General features: G+C 68.1%; 17 protein-coding genes. 13 read left to right on the top strand and 4 right to left on the bottom strand.

What is annotated here, in order from left to right; all coding sequences use genetic code 11:
* Nucleotides 1-15: 15 nt before the first annotated feature.
* From miaB to V5F66_RS10790, 3 genes are all read right to left on the bottom strand, one after another.
* Entirely contained in the window at nt 16-1428 is a 1413-nt protein-coding gene (gene miaB, locus V5F66_RS10800; RefSeq protein WP_394093839.1) for a tRNA (N6-isopentenyl adenosine(37)-C2)-methylthiotransferase MiaB, read from the bottom strand.
* Nucleotides 1429-1578: 150 nt separating this feature from the next.
* Nucleotides 1579-2736 (bottom strand): tRNA epoxyqueuosine(34) reductase QueG, encoded by a 1158-nt coding sequence (gene queG, locus V5F66_RS10795; protein WP_394053346.1) that lies wholly within the window; start codon nt 2734-2736, stop codon nt 1579-1581.
* Nucleotides 2733-3422 carry a glutathione S-transferase family protein gene (locus tag V5F66_RS10790; protein ID WP_041576617.1) on the bottom strand — a complete coding sequence of 230 codons (690 nt, stop codon included), beginning with the start codon at nt 3420-3422 and terminating at the stop codon, nt 2733-2735. The genes queG and V5F66_RS10790 overlap by 4 nt, the downstream gene beginning before the upstream one ends.
* Before the next feature lie 375 nt (nt 3423-3797).
* Between V5F66_RS10790 and V5F66_RS10785 the strand changes: the two genes are divergently transcribed.
* Nucleotides 3798-4604 carry an undecaprenyl-diphosphate phosphatase gene (locus V5F66_RS10785; RefSeq protein ID WP_041575340.1) on the top strand — a complete coding sequence of 269 codons (807 nt, stop codon included), beginning with the start codon at nt 3798-3800 and terminating at the stop codon, nt 4602-4604.
* A 37-nt stretch (nt 4605-4641) separates the two neighbouring features.
* On the opposite strand, the gene V5F66_RS10780 is transcribed toward V5F66_RS10785, so the two are convergent.
* The gene (locus tag V5F66_RS10780) at nt 4642-4839 is read right to left on the bottom strand and encodes a DUF1674 domain-containing protein (protein WP_394053248.1); all 198 of its coding nucleotides are present in this window, start codon (nt 4837-4839) and stop codon (nt 4642-4644) included.
* A gap of 152 nt (nt 4840-4991) precedes the next feature.
* Between V5F66_RS10780 and secB the strand changes: the two genes are divergently transcribed.
* The 12 genes from secB to V5F66_RS10720 all read left to right on the top strand — a co-directional run bounded on the left by secB (nt 4992) and on the right by V5F66_RS10720 (nt 15780).
* On the top strand, nt 4992-5462 hold the full coding sequence (gene secB, locus V5F66_RS10775) for a protein-export chaperone SecB (RefSeq protein ID WP_012113828.1): 471 nt from the start codon (nt 4992-4994) through the stop codon (nt 5460-5462).
* Between the two features lie 212 nt (nt 5463-5674).
* The gene (locus V5F66_RS10770) at nt 5675-7288 is read left to right on the top strand and encodes a sensor histidine kinase (protein ID WP_394053246.1); all 1614 of its coding nucleotides are present in this window, start codon (nt 5675-5677) and stop codon (nt 7286-7288) included.
* Nucleotides 7289-7314: 26 nt separating this feature from the next.
* Entirely contained in the window at nt 7315-8013 is a 699-nt protein-coding gene (locus V5F66_RS10765) for a response regulator transcription factor (RefSeq protein WP_012113826.1), read from the top strand.
* Nucleotides 8014-8157: 144 nt separating this feature from the next.
* Complete coding sequence (pqqA, locus tag V5F66_RS10760) at nt 8158-8235, top strand: pyrroloquinoline quinone precursor peptide PqqA (RefSeq protein ID WP_081437156.1); 78 nt, start codon at nt 8158-8160, stop codon at nt 8233-8235.
* 52 nt (nt 8236-8287) lie between these two features.
* The gene (pqqB, locus tag V5F66_RS10755; protein ID WP_394093838.1) at nt 8288-9187 is read left to right on the top strand and encodes a pyrroloquinoline quinone biosynthesis protein PqqB; all 900 of its coding nucleotides are present in this window, start codon (nt 8288-8290) and stop codon (nt 9185-9187) included.
* A complete protein-coding gene (gene pqqC, locus V5F66_RS10750; RefSeq protein ID WP_394093837.1) occupies nt 9184-9984 on the top strand; it encodes a pyrroloquinoline-quinone synthase PqqC in 801 nt (266 codons plus the stop codon). Before pqqB ends, pqqC begins: the two co-directional genes overlap by 4 nt.
* 3 nt (nt 9985-9987) lie before the next feature.
* A complete protein-coding gene (gene pqqD / locus V5F66_RS10745) occupies nt 9988-10263 on the top strand; it encodes a pyrroloquinoline quinone biosynthesis peptide chaperone PqqD (RefSeq protein WP_012113823.1) in 276 nt (91 codons plus the stop codon).
* Nucleotides 10264-10280: 17 nt separating this feature from the next.
* Nucleotides 10281-11435 carry a pyrroloquinoline quinone biosynthesis protein PqqE gene (gene pqqE / locus V5F66_RS10740; protein ID WP_394093875.1) on the top strand — a complete coding sequence of 385 codons (1155 nt, stop codon included), beginning with the start codon at nt 10281-10283 and terminating at the stop codon, nt 11433-11435.
* Entirely contained in the window at nt 11432-12148 is a 717-nt protein-coding gene (locus tag V5F66_RS10735; RefSeq protein ID WP_394093836.1) for a hypothetical protein, read from the top strand. Before pqqE ends, V5F66_RS10735 begins: the two co-directional genes overlap by 4 nt.
* Nucleotides 12129-12482: a hypothetical protein gene (locus tag V5F66_RS10730; RefSeq protein ID WP_012113820.1), complete on the top strand. Its 354-nt coding sequence runs from the start codon at nt 12129-12131 to the stop codon at nt 12480-12482. Before V5F66_RS10735 ends, V5F66_RS10730 begins: the two co-directional genes overlap by 20 nt.
* A gap of 329 nt (nt 12483-12811) precedes the next feature.
* Entirely contained in the window at nt 12812-14134 is a 1323-nt protein-coding gene (locus V5F66_RS10725; protein WP_394053240.1) for a molybdopterin-binding domain-containing protein, read from the top strand.
* A complete protein-coding gene (locus V5F66_RS10720) occupies nt 14131-15780 on the top strand; it encodes a formylmethanofuran dehydrogenase subunit A (RefSeq protein ID WP_012113818.1) in 1650 nt (549 codons plus the stop codon). The genes V5F66_RS10725 and V5F66_RS10720 overlap by 4 nt, the downstream gene beginning before the upstream one ends.
* Nucleotides 15781-15782 lie beyond the last annotated feature (2 nt).

Here is a 15782-nt window from a genome sequence, read left to right as displayed (position 1 = left end):
CGGATCTGCGCAAGCTCAAGCCTCCATGGCCGCAAGCGGCCGGGATCGGGCGGAAGACACTGGGGACTGGGAAACGGAAGGTTCGCTCGCCTCGGCGGGCACGCCCGCGAGGCTGTTGGGCCCCACATCGGTGATGGTCACGGTGAGGAGGTCGCCGATGGCGGCGGGCGGATCGTTCACCACCACGCTTTGCAGATAGGGCGAGCGGCCGATGAGCTGGCCGGCCTGGCGGCCGGGCTTTTCCAGCAGGATATCGAAGGTGCGGCCGCGGCAGCTCTCGTCAAAGGCGGCCTTGGAGGCTTCCAGCAGCCGCTGAAGCTCGGCGAGGCGCTCGGCCTTCACCTCCTCCGGCACCTGCGCGTCATGGTCGGCCGCAGGCGTACCGGGCCGGGGGCTGTACTTGAACGAATAGGCGCTGGCGAAGCCCACCTGGCGCACCAGGTCGAGGGTGTCCTCGAAATCCTTCTCGCTCTCGCCGGGGAAGCCGACGATGAAGTCGGACGACAGGGCCATGTCCGGCCGCGCCTGCCGTATCTTCTCGATGATGGCGAAGAAGTCGTCCCGGCCGTGCTTGCGGTTCATGGCGGCGAGGACGCGGTCGGAGCCCGACTGCACCGGCAGGTGCAGGTAGGGCATCAGCTGCGGCAGGTCGCGGTGAGCGGCGATGAGGTCGTCGTCCATGTCGCGGGGATGGGAGGTAGTGTAGCGCAGCCGGGCAAGGCCATCGAGGCGCGCCATGTGCTCCATGAGTCGGGCGAGGCTCCAGGTCGTGCCGTCCGGTCCCGCGCCATGGAAGGCGTTGACGTTCTGGCCGATGAGGCTGATCTCGCGGACCCCCTGGTCCACCAGCCGCGCCGCCTCGTCCATGATCTTCGCGACCGGGCGGGAGACTTCGGCGCCGCGGGTATAGGGCACCACGCAGAAGGTGCAGAACTTGTCGCAGCCTTCCTGCACGGTGACGAAGGCCGCCGGCCCGCGTGAACGTGTGGCCGCCCGCGTCGGGGCGGGCAGGTGGTCGAACTTGTCCTCGGCGGGAAATTCGGTGTCCACCACCCGCTTGCCAGCCTTGGCCTCGGCCAGAAGCTCGGGCAGGCGGTGGTAGCTCTGGGGGCCGACCACCAGATCCACCACCGGCGCGCGGCGCATGATCTCGGCGCCTTCGGCCTGGGCAACGCAGCCTGCCACCGCGATCATGGTGTCGGAACCGGCTTCCTGCTTCTGTTTGCGCAGGCGTCCCAGCTCCGAATAGACCTTCTCGGCGGCCTTCTCGCGGATATGGCAGGTGTTCAGGATGACAAGATCGGCCTCGGCCGGGTCCTGCGTCTCCACGAAGCCCTCGCGTGCCAGCGTGTCCGCCATACGATGGGAATCGTAGACGTTCATCTGGCAGCCGAATGACTTCACATAAAGCTTGCGGGGCTCGTGCATGTTGCCTGTTCTGTCGCCGTCGATCATCGCGCGTGGGCGCGACGCGATCGTGACGCCAGCTCTTGTCGCCCCCTTCATGGTTCGTGAGGTGGCAATCCTACCGGCAAACGCGCCGGTTGGAAACAGCGCCGGCGCGACCAGCTGCGGAACTTAGGGCTGTTCCACCGATGCGGCGGCCCATTCCGCCCGCACCACTGCGTCGTCTTCCTGTGGCAGGGCCTCACGGGCGCGGCGGGAGACGGTATCTGGATCAGCTAGCTGCCCCAGCGCCCACACCGCCGCCCCGCGCACCAGCGCCGAGGCATCGCCAAGCCGCGCCTCCACCTGGGGCAATAGTGCCGCATCCCCAGAATTTCCCATGACTACCAGCACGTTGCGCACAAAACGGTCGCGCCCCACCCGCTTGATGGGGCTTTTCGGGAAGCGGGCGCGGAAGGCGGCATCGTCCAGCGCAACCAGTTCGGCCAAGGGCGGGGCGTTATTCTCCGCCCGCGCCGCGAGCTTCATTTCGCGCCCGAGTTCCGCGAACTTGTTCCACGGGCAGGCGGAGAGGCAATCGTCGCAGCCATAGATGCGGTTGCCCATAAGTGGACGCAGCTCGCGCGGGATCGGCCCCTTGTGCTCGATGGTGAGGTAGGACACGCAGCGCCGCGCATCGATGACGTAAGGGGCGGGAAAGGCCGCCGTTGGGCAGGCGTCGAGACAGGCGCGGCAGGAGCCGCAATGATCCTGTTCCGGGGCGGAGGGCTTCAGCTCCAGCGTGGTGGCGATGGCGCCCAGGAACAGCCAGGAGCCGAAATCCCGCGAGACCAGGTTGGTGTGCCGGCCCTGCCAGCCCAGCCCAGCCGCCGCCGCCAGCGGCTTCTCCATGAGCGGGGCAGTATCCACGAACACTTTCACGTCGCCGTCCAGCCCGCGTCGCTGCGCCTCGGCCAGCAGGGCTCGGGCGACGCGCTTCAGCTTGGGCTTGATGATGTCGTGGTAATCCTCCGCCCGCGCATAGACGGAGATGGCGCCGGCCGAGCGTTGGGCCAGCACCGCGCGGGGGTCGTCCGCCGGGCCGTAATTGAGCCCCAGCATGATTACGGAGCGCATGGCCGGCCACAGTACGGCAGGATCTGCCCGGCGCTCCAGCGTCTCGGCCATCCAGCCCATGTCGCCATGGGCGCCGCCGGCCACCCAATCCTTCAGCCGGGCGCCGGCCTGAGGGATGGCATCGGCACGGGTGATGCCGACGGTATCGAAGCCTTCCGTGCGGGCGAGGCCGGCGATGATCTCCTCGAGGGGCGCGCCGGCCGTCTCGGTCAGAAGTCGAGGTCCGCGTAGGTCTTGGACGGCGGCATGCCCGGAATGCTCTCGTTCAGCAGGGCGCGGAAGGTCGGGCGCGACTTGATCCGCGCGTACCAGTCCCTCGCGTGATCGTCCTCGTCCCACGGCACGTCGCCCAGATAGTCGGCCACCGAGAGATGGGCTGCGGCGGCAAGGTCGGCCTGGCTCAGCTTCTCCCCGGCGAGCCATTTGCGCGCCTTGGCCAGCCAGCCGATATATTTGAGATGATAGCGCAGATTGCTGCGGCCCATGCGCAGGGACGTGGCATCCGGCGAGCCGCCGCCCTGCTCGCGCGTCATGTAGCGCTTGTGGATGCGCTCGCGCACCAGGGGCTCGGTGGCCTCCACATACATCTTCTCGTTGAACCATTGGGTCAGCCGGCGCACCTCGACCCGCGCCGCCGGGGAATCCGGCAGCAGGCGATGGTCGCCGAGGGCAAGGCCCCGCGTCTCGTCGAGCCATTCGGCGATGATGCTGGCGCCGGGCACCGAAGCCGCCATTTCCTCAACGATCACCGGCGTTTCGCCGGACGGGTTGAGGGCGAGGAAACCGGGCCGGCGTTCCCATACCCGCTCTTCGACGAGCTCCGGTTCGAGCCCGTATTCGGCAAGCAGGAGGCGGACAAACCGGGAGTGTGGGCAAAACGGATGGTGATGCAGATACATGATGCAATTTTCGCCGGGGGTCAGGTGGGGAGAAGGCCAGTCACCGGCTTCCACTAGTTTTAGAGCGCGATTCTTTCCGATTGGTTCCACCGCAGTGCAGCATTTTGCGATGGGCATGATGCAGCCGGGCAGCCGGCCAAACATGGTTAACAAAATACGAACGTGCTCGGCACGCCGGAAGCGGATTTTATCGGCAATTCAAGGGATAGAGATTAACGCAGCGGCAATCTGGCCTGTGGCGAGCGAGCCACATGCCGTGAGGAAATGACGCGGCGGCAGGGTCCCCAGCGGCTCCGGTCGTGGACGCACGATTGCACCTGCGAAGGGGACGGAACAGGATGCGCCATTCTCACCGCCTTCCGGATGACCTCACTCATGACCCTCGGCGCCATGCTCGAAGCCCTCGTTCTCGGCCTTGTGGAGGGGCTGACGGAGTTCATTCCCGTCTCCTCCACCGCCCACATCCTGCTCCTGGGGCATTTCCTGAGGTTTGAAAGCGCCGGCCACACTTTCGAGGTGCTGATCCAGCTTGGCGCGGTGCTTGCCATTCTCACCGTCTATTTCCAGCGCTTCCTTCGGGTGGCGCAGCAGCTGCCCAGCAATCCGGGCGCGCGGCGCTTCGTGATCGGCATCCTCGTCGCCTTCCTGCCGGCGGCGGTCATCGGGGCGCTGGCTCACGGTTTCATCAAGAGCGTGCTGTTCGAGACGCCGGCCCTGATCTGCGTGACGCTGATCCTGGGCGGCATCGTGCTTTTGTTCATCGACAAGGTGGTGCCGGAGCCGCGCTACAACAACGCCATGGGCCTGCCGCTGCTGCTGGCGCTGAAGATCGGCTTCTTCCAGTGCCTGGCCATGATCCCCGGCATGTCGCGCTCGGGCTCGACCATCGTCGGCGCCATGCTGATGGGCGTGGACAAGCGGGCGGCGGCGGAATTCTCGTTCTTCCTGGCCCTGCCCACCATGGCCGGGGCGTTCGCCTACGACCTGTTCAAGAACCGCAACAATCTGTCCTTCGACGATGGCCTGCTCATCGTCATCGGCTTCATCGCCGCCTTCTGCGCGGCGGTGCTGGTGGTGCGGACCCTGCTCGATTTCGTCGCCAAGCACGGTTATGCGCCGTTCGGCTGGTGGCGCATCATCGTCGGCGTCGCCGGGCTCATCGGCCTCGCGGTGGTGGGCTGAGGGGCGCTCTCTCACCTAACGGAAGAGGTATCGCCGCTCAGAAATCGGAGGCGATGCCCCCCACCTCCCAGTCGCCGTAGCGCACCGGCTCCGGCCCGTCGCGGCCGTTGATCTCCTTCGGCCGCGCCTTGGTGGCAGCGTCGATCGCGGCGCGGCGGGCCTCGGCCTCGGCGAGTGCGCGTTTCGCGGCCTCGCTCAAGGGCTTGCGCGGCGCCGCCGGGGTTTCATCGGACATTTTTCGGTCTCCTGGCCTGTCGCGGCGGGGTTGCACGCCGTGCCCGTCGCCCGGCCCATCCTTGCGCCTGAAGCGCAAAGCATGGTAGCAGCGCCGCGCTTTTAGGGCATCCGGACGGGTGCCGGCAATCAACCCTTGAGATGGAGATGCGCATGGCCACGCAGAATGGCGGCCCCACCCAGAATGCGGCGCCGTCGCTGAACGTGCTCGCGCAGTACATCAAGGATTTCTCCTTCGAGAATCCCAACGCGCCGCGCTCCCTCGCCGCTCCGCCCAGCCAGCCCGATGTGAACATCCAGATCCACGTCAACGCCCGCCCCGGCGGCAATGGCGAGTTCGAGGTGGAGCTGAAGATCGACGGCGGCGCCAGCATCGAGGGCAACACCCTGTTCGCCTTCGAGCTGGTCTATGCCGGCGTGTTCCGGATCCTGAACGTGCCGGAAGAGAGCCTGCAGCCGGTGGCGCTGATCGAGTGCCCGCGCCTGCTCTTCCCCTTCGCCCGGCAGATCATCGCCGATGCGGTTCGTAACGGCGGCTTCCCGCCCCTGATGATCGATCCTGTGGATTTCGCCGCGCTGTTCCAGCAGCGCATGCAGCAGGAAGGCCAGCGCATCCAGGCCTGAGCGCTGACGCGACCCTGACCGACAGGACGCCGCCGGATGCCTTGTGCGTTCGGCGGCGTTTTCTTTGGTGCCCGCTGTTTTCGTGTATCTCATACCGAGCCCGCGCGGCGTTTGAGCGGACCCAGTTGGCATCGGAAGAAGTCCGAGGCCGATGGTATAAGGGCGGATAACCAGAACCACCGGGTGTCCCGGGAGGAAGACCGGCGCGGGCCATGCGATCCATCCGCTTCAAGCTCGCCGCCTTGAGCGGGGCGGCGGCATCCTTTGCCATCCTGGCCGCCGCAGGGGTGCTCCTTGCGGCCGGGGCGGCGGATCGCGCTCTGGAGGCGACGGTCTCGGCCCAGCAGCGGCTGGATCTGCTCACCGAAATCTCCGCCCGCCTGTCCGATTTCGGCCTTGCCGCCGTGGCCGTCGCCGAAAGCCCCGGCGCGGAGATGGGACGTGCGGACTTGGGACGCATGGAGGAAGCCGGCGCCCGCGTCGCAGCGGTGCTGGAGGCGGCGACCCTGCGGGCGGCGGAAACCGCTCCCGCCCTTGAGACCGGGGCGCGCCCGCGTGAGCGCATGCTGGCTCACCTGCGGGCCGATTTCACCGTGCTTGACCGCCAGATTTCCGGCGCCGTGGCCGATGCCGACGCCCGCAGCCGCGGTGATCGCGTGCGCGGCGCGCTCAACGGTTTTGCCGCCTCCGCCGGTCCCACCCTCTCGCTGCTGGTGGACAGCGAGCGCCGCGCCGTGACGAGCGCGCGGGAGGAGGCGTTGGACCTCTCCTTCCGCCTGCGGGTGGGCGCTGTGGCGCTCGCAGCTCTCGTGCTGGTCGCGGCAGTGATCCTCTATCGCGCGCTGGCGCGGCCGCTGCTGACACGGCTCCGGGAGATGGATCGCGCCGCCGCCGCCATCGGCCGCGGTGACCTCGACACCCGCCTCAGCATCGGCCCGCGCGACGAGTTGGGCGTGCTGACGGCGCGCTTCAATCGCATGGCCGCGCGCCTCGGCCGCCGCGAGCGGCAGGTGGTCGAGGACCGCGCCGTGCTGGAGAAGACCATTTCAGAGCGCACCGCCGACCTCACGGCGGCCAATGCCCGGCTGGCCGCTATCGACGCCTCCCGCCGGCGTTTCTTCACCGATGTGAGCCACGAACTGCGCACGCCGCTCACCGTCATCATCGGCGAATGCGACGTGACCCAGCGCGCCCCCGCTATTCCCGAGGAGCTGAGCCGCACGGTGCTCGCCACGATTCGCAAGCGGGCCGGGCGCCTGCACCGGCGGATCGAAGATCTGCTGCGCGTCGCCCGCTCGGAAAGCGGGGAGATCGAGCTGGTGTTCCAGGACGTGCCGCTGCTGCCGCTCCTGGCTGATGCCGTTGCCGGCTTCGAGACCGTGGCGCGCCGGCAGGGGGTGAGCCTCACGCTGGAGGTCGACCCGCCCGGCCCTCTCGTCCATGCCGATCGCGAGTGGCTGCGGCAGGTGGTGGAGGGCCTCATCGACAATGCCCTGCGCCATGGCGGCAAGGTGACGCGCATCACCCTCGCGGTCGCCACCGCGGCCGGTGCCGGCGGAGCGGTTGTGGATGAGATCACGGTGAGCGACGACGGCCGCGGCATCCCGCCGGAGGCGCGTGCCGCGCTCTTCAAGCGCTTCGAGCGCGGCGAGCGGTTCGGCGACGGGGCGGGATTCGGCCTGGGTCTCGCGCTGGCGGAATGGGTGGTGACGCGGCACGGTGGACGGATCACACTGGAAGAGGGAGAAGGGGGCGGTACCCGCGTGGTCATCGCGCTGCCCCGTCCGCAGGCCCATCCAGAGGTGGTTGCGACGCAGGGCGCCTGAGCGGACCCGCCGGGCGAGGAGGATACATGAACATTCTGGTGGTCGAGGATGACAGCGACATCGGCGCGATGCTGAGCCGCGGGCTCTCGGCCGAAGGCTTTGACGTGACCGTGGTGGGCCGCGCCGACGAGGCGCTGGAGGCAGCGCGCCAGTACAATCCCTGCGCGGTGGTGCTCGACATCATGCTGCCCGATGGCTCGGGGATCGAGGTGTGCCGCGCGCTGCGCGAGGCCGGGCACTCGGGCCCCATCCTGTTCCTGTCCGCCAAGGACGAGGTGCGCGACCGGGCCGAGGGCCTTGGCGCCGGGGCTGACGACTACATCGTGAAGCCGTTCGAGTTCGCCGAGCTGGTGGCGCGGCTGCGCGCCCATTTGCTGCACCGCCTCGGTGACAACCATGCGGGCCGGATTGTCGCAGGGCGCCTGGTGCTGGACCAGTCCACCCGCACCGTGCTGTTCGGCGAGATCCACGCCCGCCTGACGGAACGGGAGGCGGAGCTTCTGGCGCTGCTGATGGCGACCCCCAACCGGCCGGTGCCGCGCGGCGAAATCTTTGACCGGCTCTGGGCCAACCAGGGCGGTGCCTCGTTGAACGTGGTGGATGTCTATGTGGGCTACCTGCGCACCAAGCTGGCGCCGGTGAGCCGCGCCGGCGGGCCGCAGGTGTCCACGGTGCGCGGCCGCGGCTTCATGCTGGACCTCTCGGCGCCCGCCGCCGCCCAATGATCTGTTGCGGCGCAGCATCACATTTTGCTTGCGGGAACCAAATTGAACGCCAATATTTGATCTCAATGCGATGAACTTCATCATTGCAGCGTGTTCTTATGATCTTCTTAGAAAGATCTGGAGCACATAACCGGAGGAAGCAACATGCGTTGGAACAAGCCTCAGGTCTGCGAAGTCTGCGTGGGCATGGAAGTCACCGCTTATCTGCCGGCCGATTTCTGATCCGAATGAGGTCGGTGGCCGGGAGCGATAAGGCAGGAGCGTTCGACGCATCATGCAGGTGATCGTTCTCGGTTCGGCGGCCGGCGGCGGCGTTCCCCAATGGAATTGCCGCTGTCCGGTGTGCCGCATGGCCTGGTCGGGAGACCCCCGCGTCACGCCGCGCACCCAGTCCAGCATCGCCGTCTCCGCTGACGGCGGCGATTGGGTCCTGCTCAACGCCTCGCCCGACCTTCGGGCGCAGATTTCAGCTACGCCCGCGCTCAAGCCGCGCATAGGCGAGCGCGACAGCCCCATTCGCGCGGTCGTCCTCACCAACGGGGACGTGGACCACATCGCCGGCCTGCTCTCGCTCCGGGAATCCCAGCCTTTCGCCCTCTTCGGCACGGCCGAGACGCTGGGGCTGCTGAAGGAGAACCAGGTGTTCGACGTGGTGGCGCCAGCCTTCGTCAGTCGCACCGCCGCCGAGTTCGGTCGTCCCTTTTCTCCGGCGCCGGGGCTGACCATGGAATTCTTCACCGTGCCCGGAAAGGTGCCGCTGTGGCGGGAGGACGCCAGCCTCGTCATCGGCGAGGAGACCGGCTCCACCGTGGGTGTCACCATCACCTGCGCCGACAAGCGCCTCGTCTATATTCCCGGCTGCGCGGCGGTGACGCCGGCGGTGCGCGAGCGCATCGTCGGGGCCGATCTGCTGTTCTTCGACGGCACGCTCTATCGCGACGACGAGATGATCGAGGCCGGCGTCGGCACCAAGACCGGCGCGCGCATGGGGCACCTCTCCATGTCGGGCGACGGCGGCACCGTGGCGCTGCTCAAGGACGTGCCGGTGGCGCGGCGTGTCTTCATCCACATCAACAACACCAACCCGGCGCTGGTGGATGGCTCGCAGGAGCGCCACGCCGTGGAGCAGGCCGGCTGGACGGTGGCCCGCGACGGAATGGAGTTCTCGTTATGACCTTCCTCGCCCTTGCCGAGCCGCTGGTCTTCCCGCCCCTGCCCGCGCCGTCCGAGCCGCTGTCACCCGAAGGGCTGGAAGCGGCGCTGCGGGAGGTGGGAGCCACGCGCTATCACAACCTCCACCCGTTCCATAAGCTGCTGCACTCCGGCAAGCTCAGTCGCGACCAGGTGCGCGCCTGGGCCCTCAACCGCTATTGTTACCAGTCGGCCATTCCCCGCAAGGACGCGGCGCTCATGAGTCGATGCGACGACCGGGAGCTGCGCCGCGAATGGCTCCACCGCATCACCGACCACGACGGGTTCGAGGGCGACACCGGTGGCATCGAGCGTTGGCTGGTGCTCACCGACGGCCTCGGCCTCGACCGCGACTATGTGGTGTCCAAGGAGGGCGCGCTGCCCGCCACCAAATTCGCGGTGGAAGCCTATGTGCGCTTCGTCGCCGACCATTCGCTGCTGGAGGCGGTGGCCTCCTCCCTCACCGAGCTGTTCGCCCCGGGCATCCATGCCGAGCGCATCTCGGGCATGCTGGCCAATTACGACTTCATCAACGAGCGCGTCGTCACCTATTTCCGCCGCCGGCTCGATCAGGCGCCGAAGGATGCGGACTTCGCCCTCGATTATGTGAAGAAGAGCGCGCGCACGGTGGCCGAGCAGCGCGCCGTCATCCGCGCCTTGACCTTCAAGACCGAAGTTCTGTGGGCGCAGCTCGATGCGCTTTACTTCGCTTATGTGGAGCCGGGCTGGCCGGCGCCCGGCGCGTGGCGTCCGGGCATCGCCTTGGTCGAGGCCGGCTGAGCCATGCGGGCGGAAGAGACCGACGTGCCGCGCCTGCCGCGCGGGGTGAAACTGAAGTATGATCAGGTCCGCGAGCGCCACGTGCTGCTCGCGCCGGAGCGGGCGTTCGACATCGACGAGACCGCCGCTGCGGTACTGGAGCTGGTGGACGGCCAGCGCACCTGCGGCCAGATCGTGGATGCCTTGGCGCTGCGCTTCGATGAAAAGCGCGAGGTGATCGCCGACGACGTGCGCGACATGATCGGCGATCTCATTGCGCGGCGGGTGATCGAACGATGACCAATGCCACGGCCGAGCTGAATCTGGAGACGGCGCCCCGTCCGGCGGCGGTGCACCCGGTCGGCCATCCCATCGGCATCCTCGCCGAGCTGACCCATCGCTGTCCCCTGCGCTGTCCCTATTGCTCCAATCCGCTGGAGCTGGAGCGCCGCGAGGCGGAGCTGGACACAGCCACCTGGAAGCGCGTGCTGAGCGAGGCGGCGGCCCTCGGCGTGCTGCATGTCCACCTCTCCGGCGGCGAGCCAACGGCGCGGGCGGACCTCGTCGAGCTGACGGCCCATTGCGCGGCGGAAGGGCTCTACACCAATCTCATCACCTCCGGCGTCGGCCGTGCCGGGGCCATGCTTCCCGCCTTGTCCGAGGCGGGGCTGGACCATGTGCAGCTCTCCTTCCAGGGCGCCAAGGCCGAGACCACCGATCGGGTCGGTGGATATGCGGGCGGCCATGCGGCCAAGCTCGCCTTCGCCGCGCAGGTGACCGACCTCGGCCTGCCGCTGACCGTGAACGCGGTGTTCCATCGCGCCAATATCCACGAGGTGGAGGACATGATCGAGCTGGCCATCGCGCTGAAGGCGCGGCGGCTGGAGGTGGCGCACACGCAGTACTACGGCTGGGCCTATGCCAACCGCGCCGCGCTGATGCCGGCGCGCCCCGATGTGGACCGCTCCGTCGCCATCGTGGAAGAGGCGCGCAAGCGGCTCGAAGGCGTGCTGGTCATCGACATGGTGATTCCCGACTATTACGCCCGCTATCCCAAGCCCTGTTCCGGCGGCTGGGGCCGGCGCACGCTGAATGTGACGCCCACCGGGCGGGTGCTGCCCTGCCATGCGGCAGAGAGCATTCCGGGCCTCGAATTCTGGTCGGTGCGCGACCATGCGCTGGGCGACATCTGGCGCGCCTCGCCGGCCTTCAACGCCTATCGCGGCACCGACTGGATGGCCGAGCCGTGCCGCAGCTGCGACCGGCGGGAGATGGATTTCGGCGGCTGCCGCTGCCAGGCCATGGCGCTGGCAGGCGACGCCAGCCTGACCGATCCGGCCTGCTCGAAATCCCCGTTCCATGCCCGGGTGGAGGCGCTGGCCACCGCCGAGGCGGCGGGCATCGCCCCCGATTTCATCTACCGCACCATCGGCGGGATGCCGGCGGGACGGCGGGAAGGAGCAGAAAAGTGAGCGCCCGCAGGATCATCGGCCTTTGTCTCGTGCTCACAGCGGCGCTGTTCGCCGCCGGCTTCCTGGTGGAGCCGCTGCCCGCCCGCGCCGCCGAGGCGCAGGCCGCCACCGAAATCGCGCCGCCGGAAGCGGCCGACATCCTGTTCGAGCGCCATCAGCTCGCCGGCACCAAGCCCGGCGACACGCTCTCCTATGCCTACACGCGCAAGGTGACCGACGCCGAACTTGGCCCCTCCTTCGACGACCGCATCCGCCTGATGCTCGAACCGGGTCCGGGCGCGGATGCCCGCGACGTGCGAGTCGATTTCTTCTCGCCCGAGCGCCACCATGCTGCTGGTCCGTTCGAGGGGGTCACCACCAATCCGGTGCTGATGCTGTTCCTGGAGAATCACCTGGTCGACCTGTCCGGGCGGCTCAAGGGCAACCCGCGCTATCTCAAGAACGCCATCCGCTCCGCCCTGCGCGACCGGGCGCGGGTGGAGGCGGCCGACATCACGGTTGACGGCCGCACCCTCAAGGGCTGGCGCATCACGGTGAAGCCCTTCGAGGGCGACGCCAATGCCGCCCGCATGCGGGGGCTGGAAACCCTGACCTACACATTCGACGTGGCACCGGACCTGCCGGGGGAAATCGCGCGCATCGAGATCGCGGCCGAAGCCCCCGGCGGCCGGCTCTGGGAGGAGACGATCGCCTATGATCCGAAAGGTTCTTGAGGCGGCGGGGCTGCTGCTTCTGTCGGCCGGAGCGGCGCTTGCCGCCACCGGCGTCGAAAACGACTATCCGACCACCGCGCGCGTTGACTATGTCATCGCCTGCATGGCGGCGAACGGGCAGTCGCGCGAGGCCATGACCCGCTGTTCCTGCTCGGTAGATACGCTGGCCTCCATCCTGCCCTATGACCGCTACGTGGCGGCAGAGACCATCCTGTCCATGCGGCAGGGGGTGGGGCAGGCGGCGAGCATTTTCCGCAACACCCCCCAATACGAGGACAACATTGCGGAATTGCGCCGCGCCCAGGCGGAAGCGGAGGTCCGCTGCTTCAAGTAGAATCCGATACCGCGCCGCACCACAGCTGCTCGCATCTGCCGCATAGATGACGGGTTTTCTGCCCCGTGCGGCTATGTTAGCTTCCTCCCCAAGAACAGACGCATGGCGCACGGAGTTTTCCGAAGCGCACTGCAACGACAAGCGGGCAACCGCCGCGGCGTCTTGATCGGGACCTTCAACCCCCAAGGCAAAGCCATGGCATCCCAACGCTCTGCGTCTGTCCATTTCGTCCCATTTTCACCTCCGCGGGCCACAGTCGGCGCCAACTGCACGCTGTTGCGTGGGCCCGGCACTGCGCGCCCCGCCACCATCGCCTTCGGGTGACGCCGATGACATCGGGAGATTTGATCACCGGCGGTGCCCCGCGCACCGTCCGAGACATCGTCTGCGGCTTCTGCGGCCTCGGCTGCGATGACCTGGAGGTGACGGTCGCCGGCCGTGCCATCACGCCGCGCACCGCATGCCCTGAAGCTGCACGGCTCCTGACCCGCAGCGACGCGCCGCCGCCGTCGCCGCGCGTCAATGGCGTCGCGGCCAGTTTCGAGGAAGCCGCGGCCGCCGTCGCGACGCACCTCAAGGCCGCCCGTTCCGCCGCCTTCAGCGGCCTGGGCGCGGACCTCGAAGGCCTGCGCCGGCTGTACGACCTCGCCATGGCCTCTGGCGCCAGCCTCGATCATGCGGCGTCCGGCGGCCTGTTCGCCAATCTGGAACGCCTTGCCCGCAAGGGCTGGATCGCCGCCACCCTCGCCGAGGTGCGCAACCGCTGCGACGTGCTGGTGGTGTTCGGCGATGACCCGGCCTCTGCCTTCAGCCGCTTCTTCTCCCGCGCCGTCCCGGCGCGCGGGGAGGGGGCGGATGGCGATGCCGCGCCGCTCTTCGTCACCGCCCCCGGCCGGCGGCAGATCGCCGTCGTCGGCGGGCCGCTGTCGGAGGCGTCGCGCCGGGTGCTGGCCGCCCATGAGGTGACGGAAATTGCCGTTGCCGAACAGGATGTTGCCACTGCCGCTTCCGTGCTGACGGCGCTGGTCGCCGGGCGTGGGGTGGACGGACTCGCCGGCCTTCCGGACGAGACCGTCGCGGCGCTCGCCGCGCTGGCGGAACAGCTCAAGGCGGCGCGCTACGCCGTCTTCACCTGGAACGCCGCCAGCCTGCCGGCGGCGGATGCGCCGGTGGTTGCCGGAGCGGCGTCGGAGGCGGTGGATCTGCTCTCCGTCACCACCCGCGCGGCGGTGTTTCCCTTGGGCGGCCGGGACAATGTGACCGGCGCGCACCAGCTCGCCCTGTGGCGCTTCGGCTATCCCCTGCGCACGGCGGTGGGGGCGGGAACATCCCGCCATGTGCCGGAGCTTTATTCAACGGCGGCAGCGCTTTACGATGCCGACCTGCTGCTCCACACCAGTGCCTTCCGCCCCGATGCGCCGCCCGATTTCGACCGCGGGCCGGTGATCGCCATCGCCCATCCCGACACCGTGTTCGCGCGGGAGCCGGAGGTGTTCATCCCGGTGGGCACGCCGGGGGTGGATTACGGCGGCCACGTCTTCCGCATGGATTCGGTGGTTTGCCTTCCGCTTCAGTCCCTTAGGCCTGCCGAACTGCCCAGCGTCGCCGAAGCGGCGGCGGCCATTCTTGTGTCGTTCGGGAGGGGTGCATGAGGACGCGCATCACCGGTGGGCGCGTGTTCGACCCCGCCAACAATGTCATCGACCAGGTTCGCGACATCCTCTTGGAGGACGGCCGCATCATCGCCGACGCGCCGCCGGCCAATGGTGAGCAAGTCGTTGATGCGAAGGGCACAATCGTGCTTGCGGGCGGCATCGACCTGCATAGCCATATCGCCGGCGGCAAGGTCAATCTGGGCCGCCTGCTGATGAACGAGGACCGGGCGCTCTATCCCGAGCCGTTCGGCGATTTCTGCGGCTGCGGCGGCGGGCGGGCGGCGCCCACCACCCACGCAACCGGTTGCCGCTACTCGCAAATGGGCTACACCGCCGTGTTCGAGCCGGCGGTCGTGGGGGCCAATGCCCGCCACGCCCACCTTGAGATGGCGGACATCCCCAACATCGACACCGGCGGCTTCCTGGTGCTGGGGAATGATGATTTCCTGTTGCGCCTCATCGCCCAGGGCGAGGGCCAGCAGGCCATCAACGACTATGTGGCCTGGATGCTCAAGGCCACCCAGTGCTGCGCCATCAAGATCGTGAACCCGGGCGGCATCAACGCCTTCAAGTTCAACGGGCGTGCCCTCGATCTTGACGAGACCGGGCCGTTTTACGGCCTCACCCCGCGCCGGGTTCTGAACACACTTCAGCGCGCCGTATCGGAATTGGGGGTGCCGCACCCCATCCACCTCCATGGCTGCAACCTCGGGGTGCCCGGCAACGTCAAGACGACGCTTGCCACCATCGGCGCGACCGAGGGCTTCCCGCTCCACCTCACCCACATCCAGTTCCACTCCTATGGCACCGAGGGCGACCGGCACTTCTCCTCCGGCTCGGCCGAGATCGCGGAGGCGGTGAACGCCAATCCGCACATTTCGGTGGACGTGGGCCAGATCATGTTCGGCCAGACGGTGACCGCCTCGGCCGACCTCATGTCCCAGTATCGCAACCACGGCATTGCCGATCCCAAGAAGTGGATCGGCATGGACATCGAGATGGATGCCGCCTGCGGGGTGGTGCCGTTCAATTATCGCGACACCTCCTTCGTCAACGCGCTGCAATGGGCCATCGGGCTGGAATTGTTCCTGCTCATCGAGGACCCGTGGCGGGTGTATCTGACCACCGACCATCCCAATGGCGGTCCCTTCACCTCCTACCCGCACCTCATCCGCCTGCTGATGGACAAGCCGTTCCGCGACGACCATCTCTCCCGCATCCACAAGGCGGCGCGCGCGCACACCAGACTTGCCGAGATTTCCCGCGAATACACGCTGGAGGAGATCGCGGTGGTGACCCGCGCTGCCCCGGCCCGCACTCTGGGCCTGAAGGATCGTGGCCATCTCGGCCCCGGCGCCCGCGCGGACGTGGTGCTCTACGAGGAGCAGGCCGACCGCGAGGCCATGTTCGCCGCCCCGCGCCTCGTCATGAAGGACGGCGAGGTGGTGGTGGTGAACGGCGAGGTGGTGGCCCTCACGCAGGGCCGGACCTATGCGGTGCATCCGCCATCGGATCCGCTCATGGACAAGCGGCTGGAGCGCTGGTTCGACGAGGCGGTGGGCCTGAAGGCCAGCCACTACAAGATCGCCGACGGCGAGATCCGCGACGGCCAGGGCCCCGAAATCGTGGAGCTGACGCCATGACT

It is taken from the genome of Xanthobacter versatilis (assembly GCF_043193975.1).
Lineage (GTDB): Bacteria > Pseudomonadota > Alphaproteobacteria > Rhizobiales > Xanthobacteraceae > Xanthobacter > Xanthobacter autotrophicus_E.
This window is presented reverse-complemented; position numbering and strand designations above follow the sequence as displayed.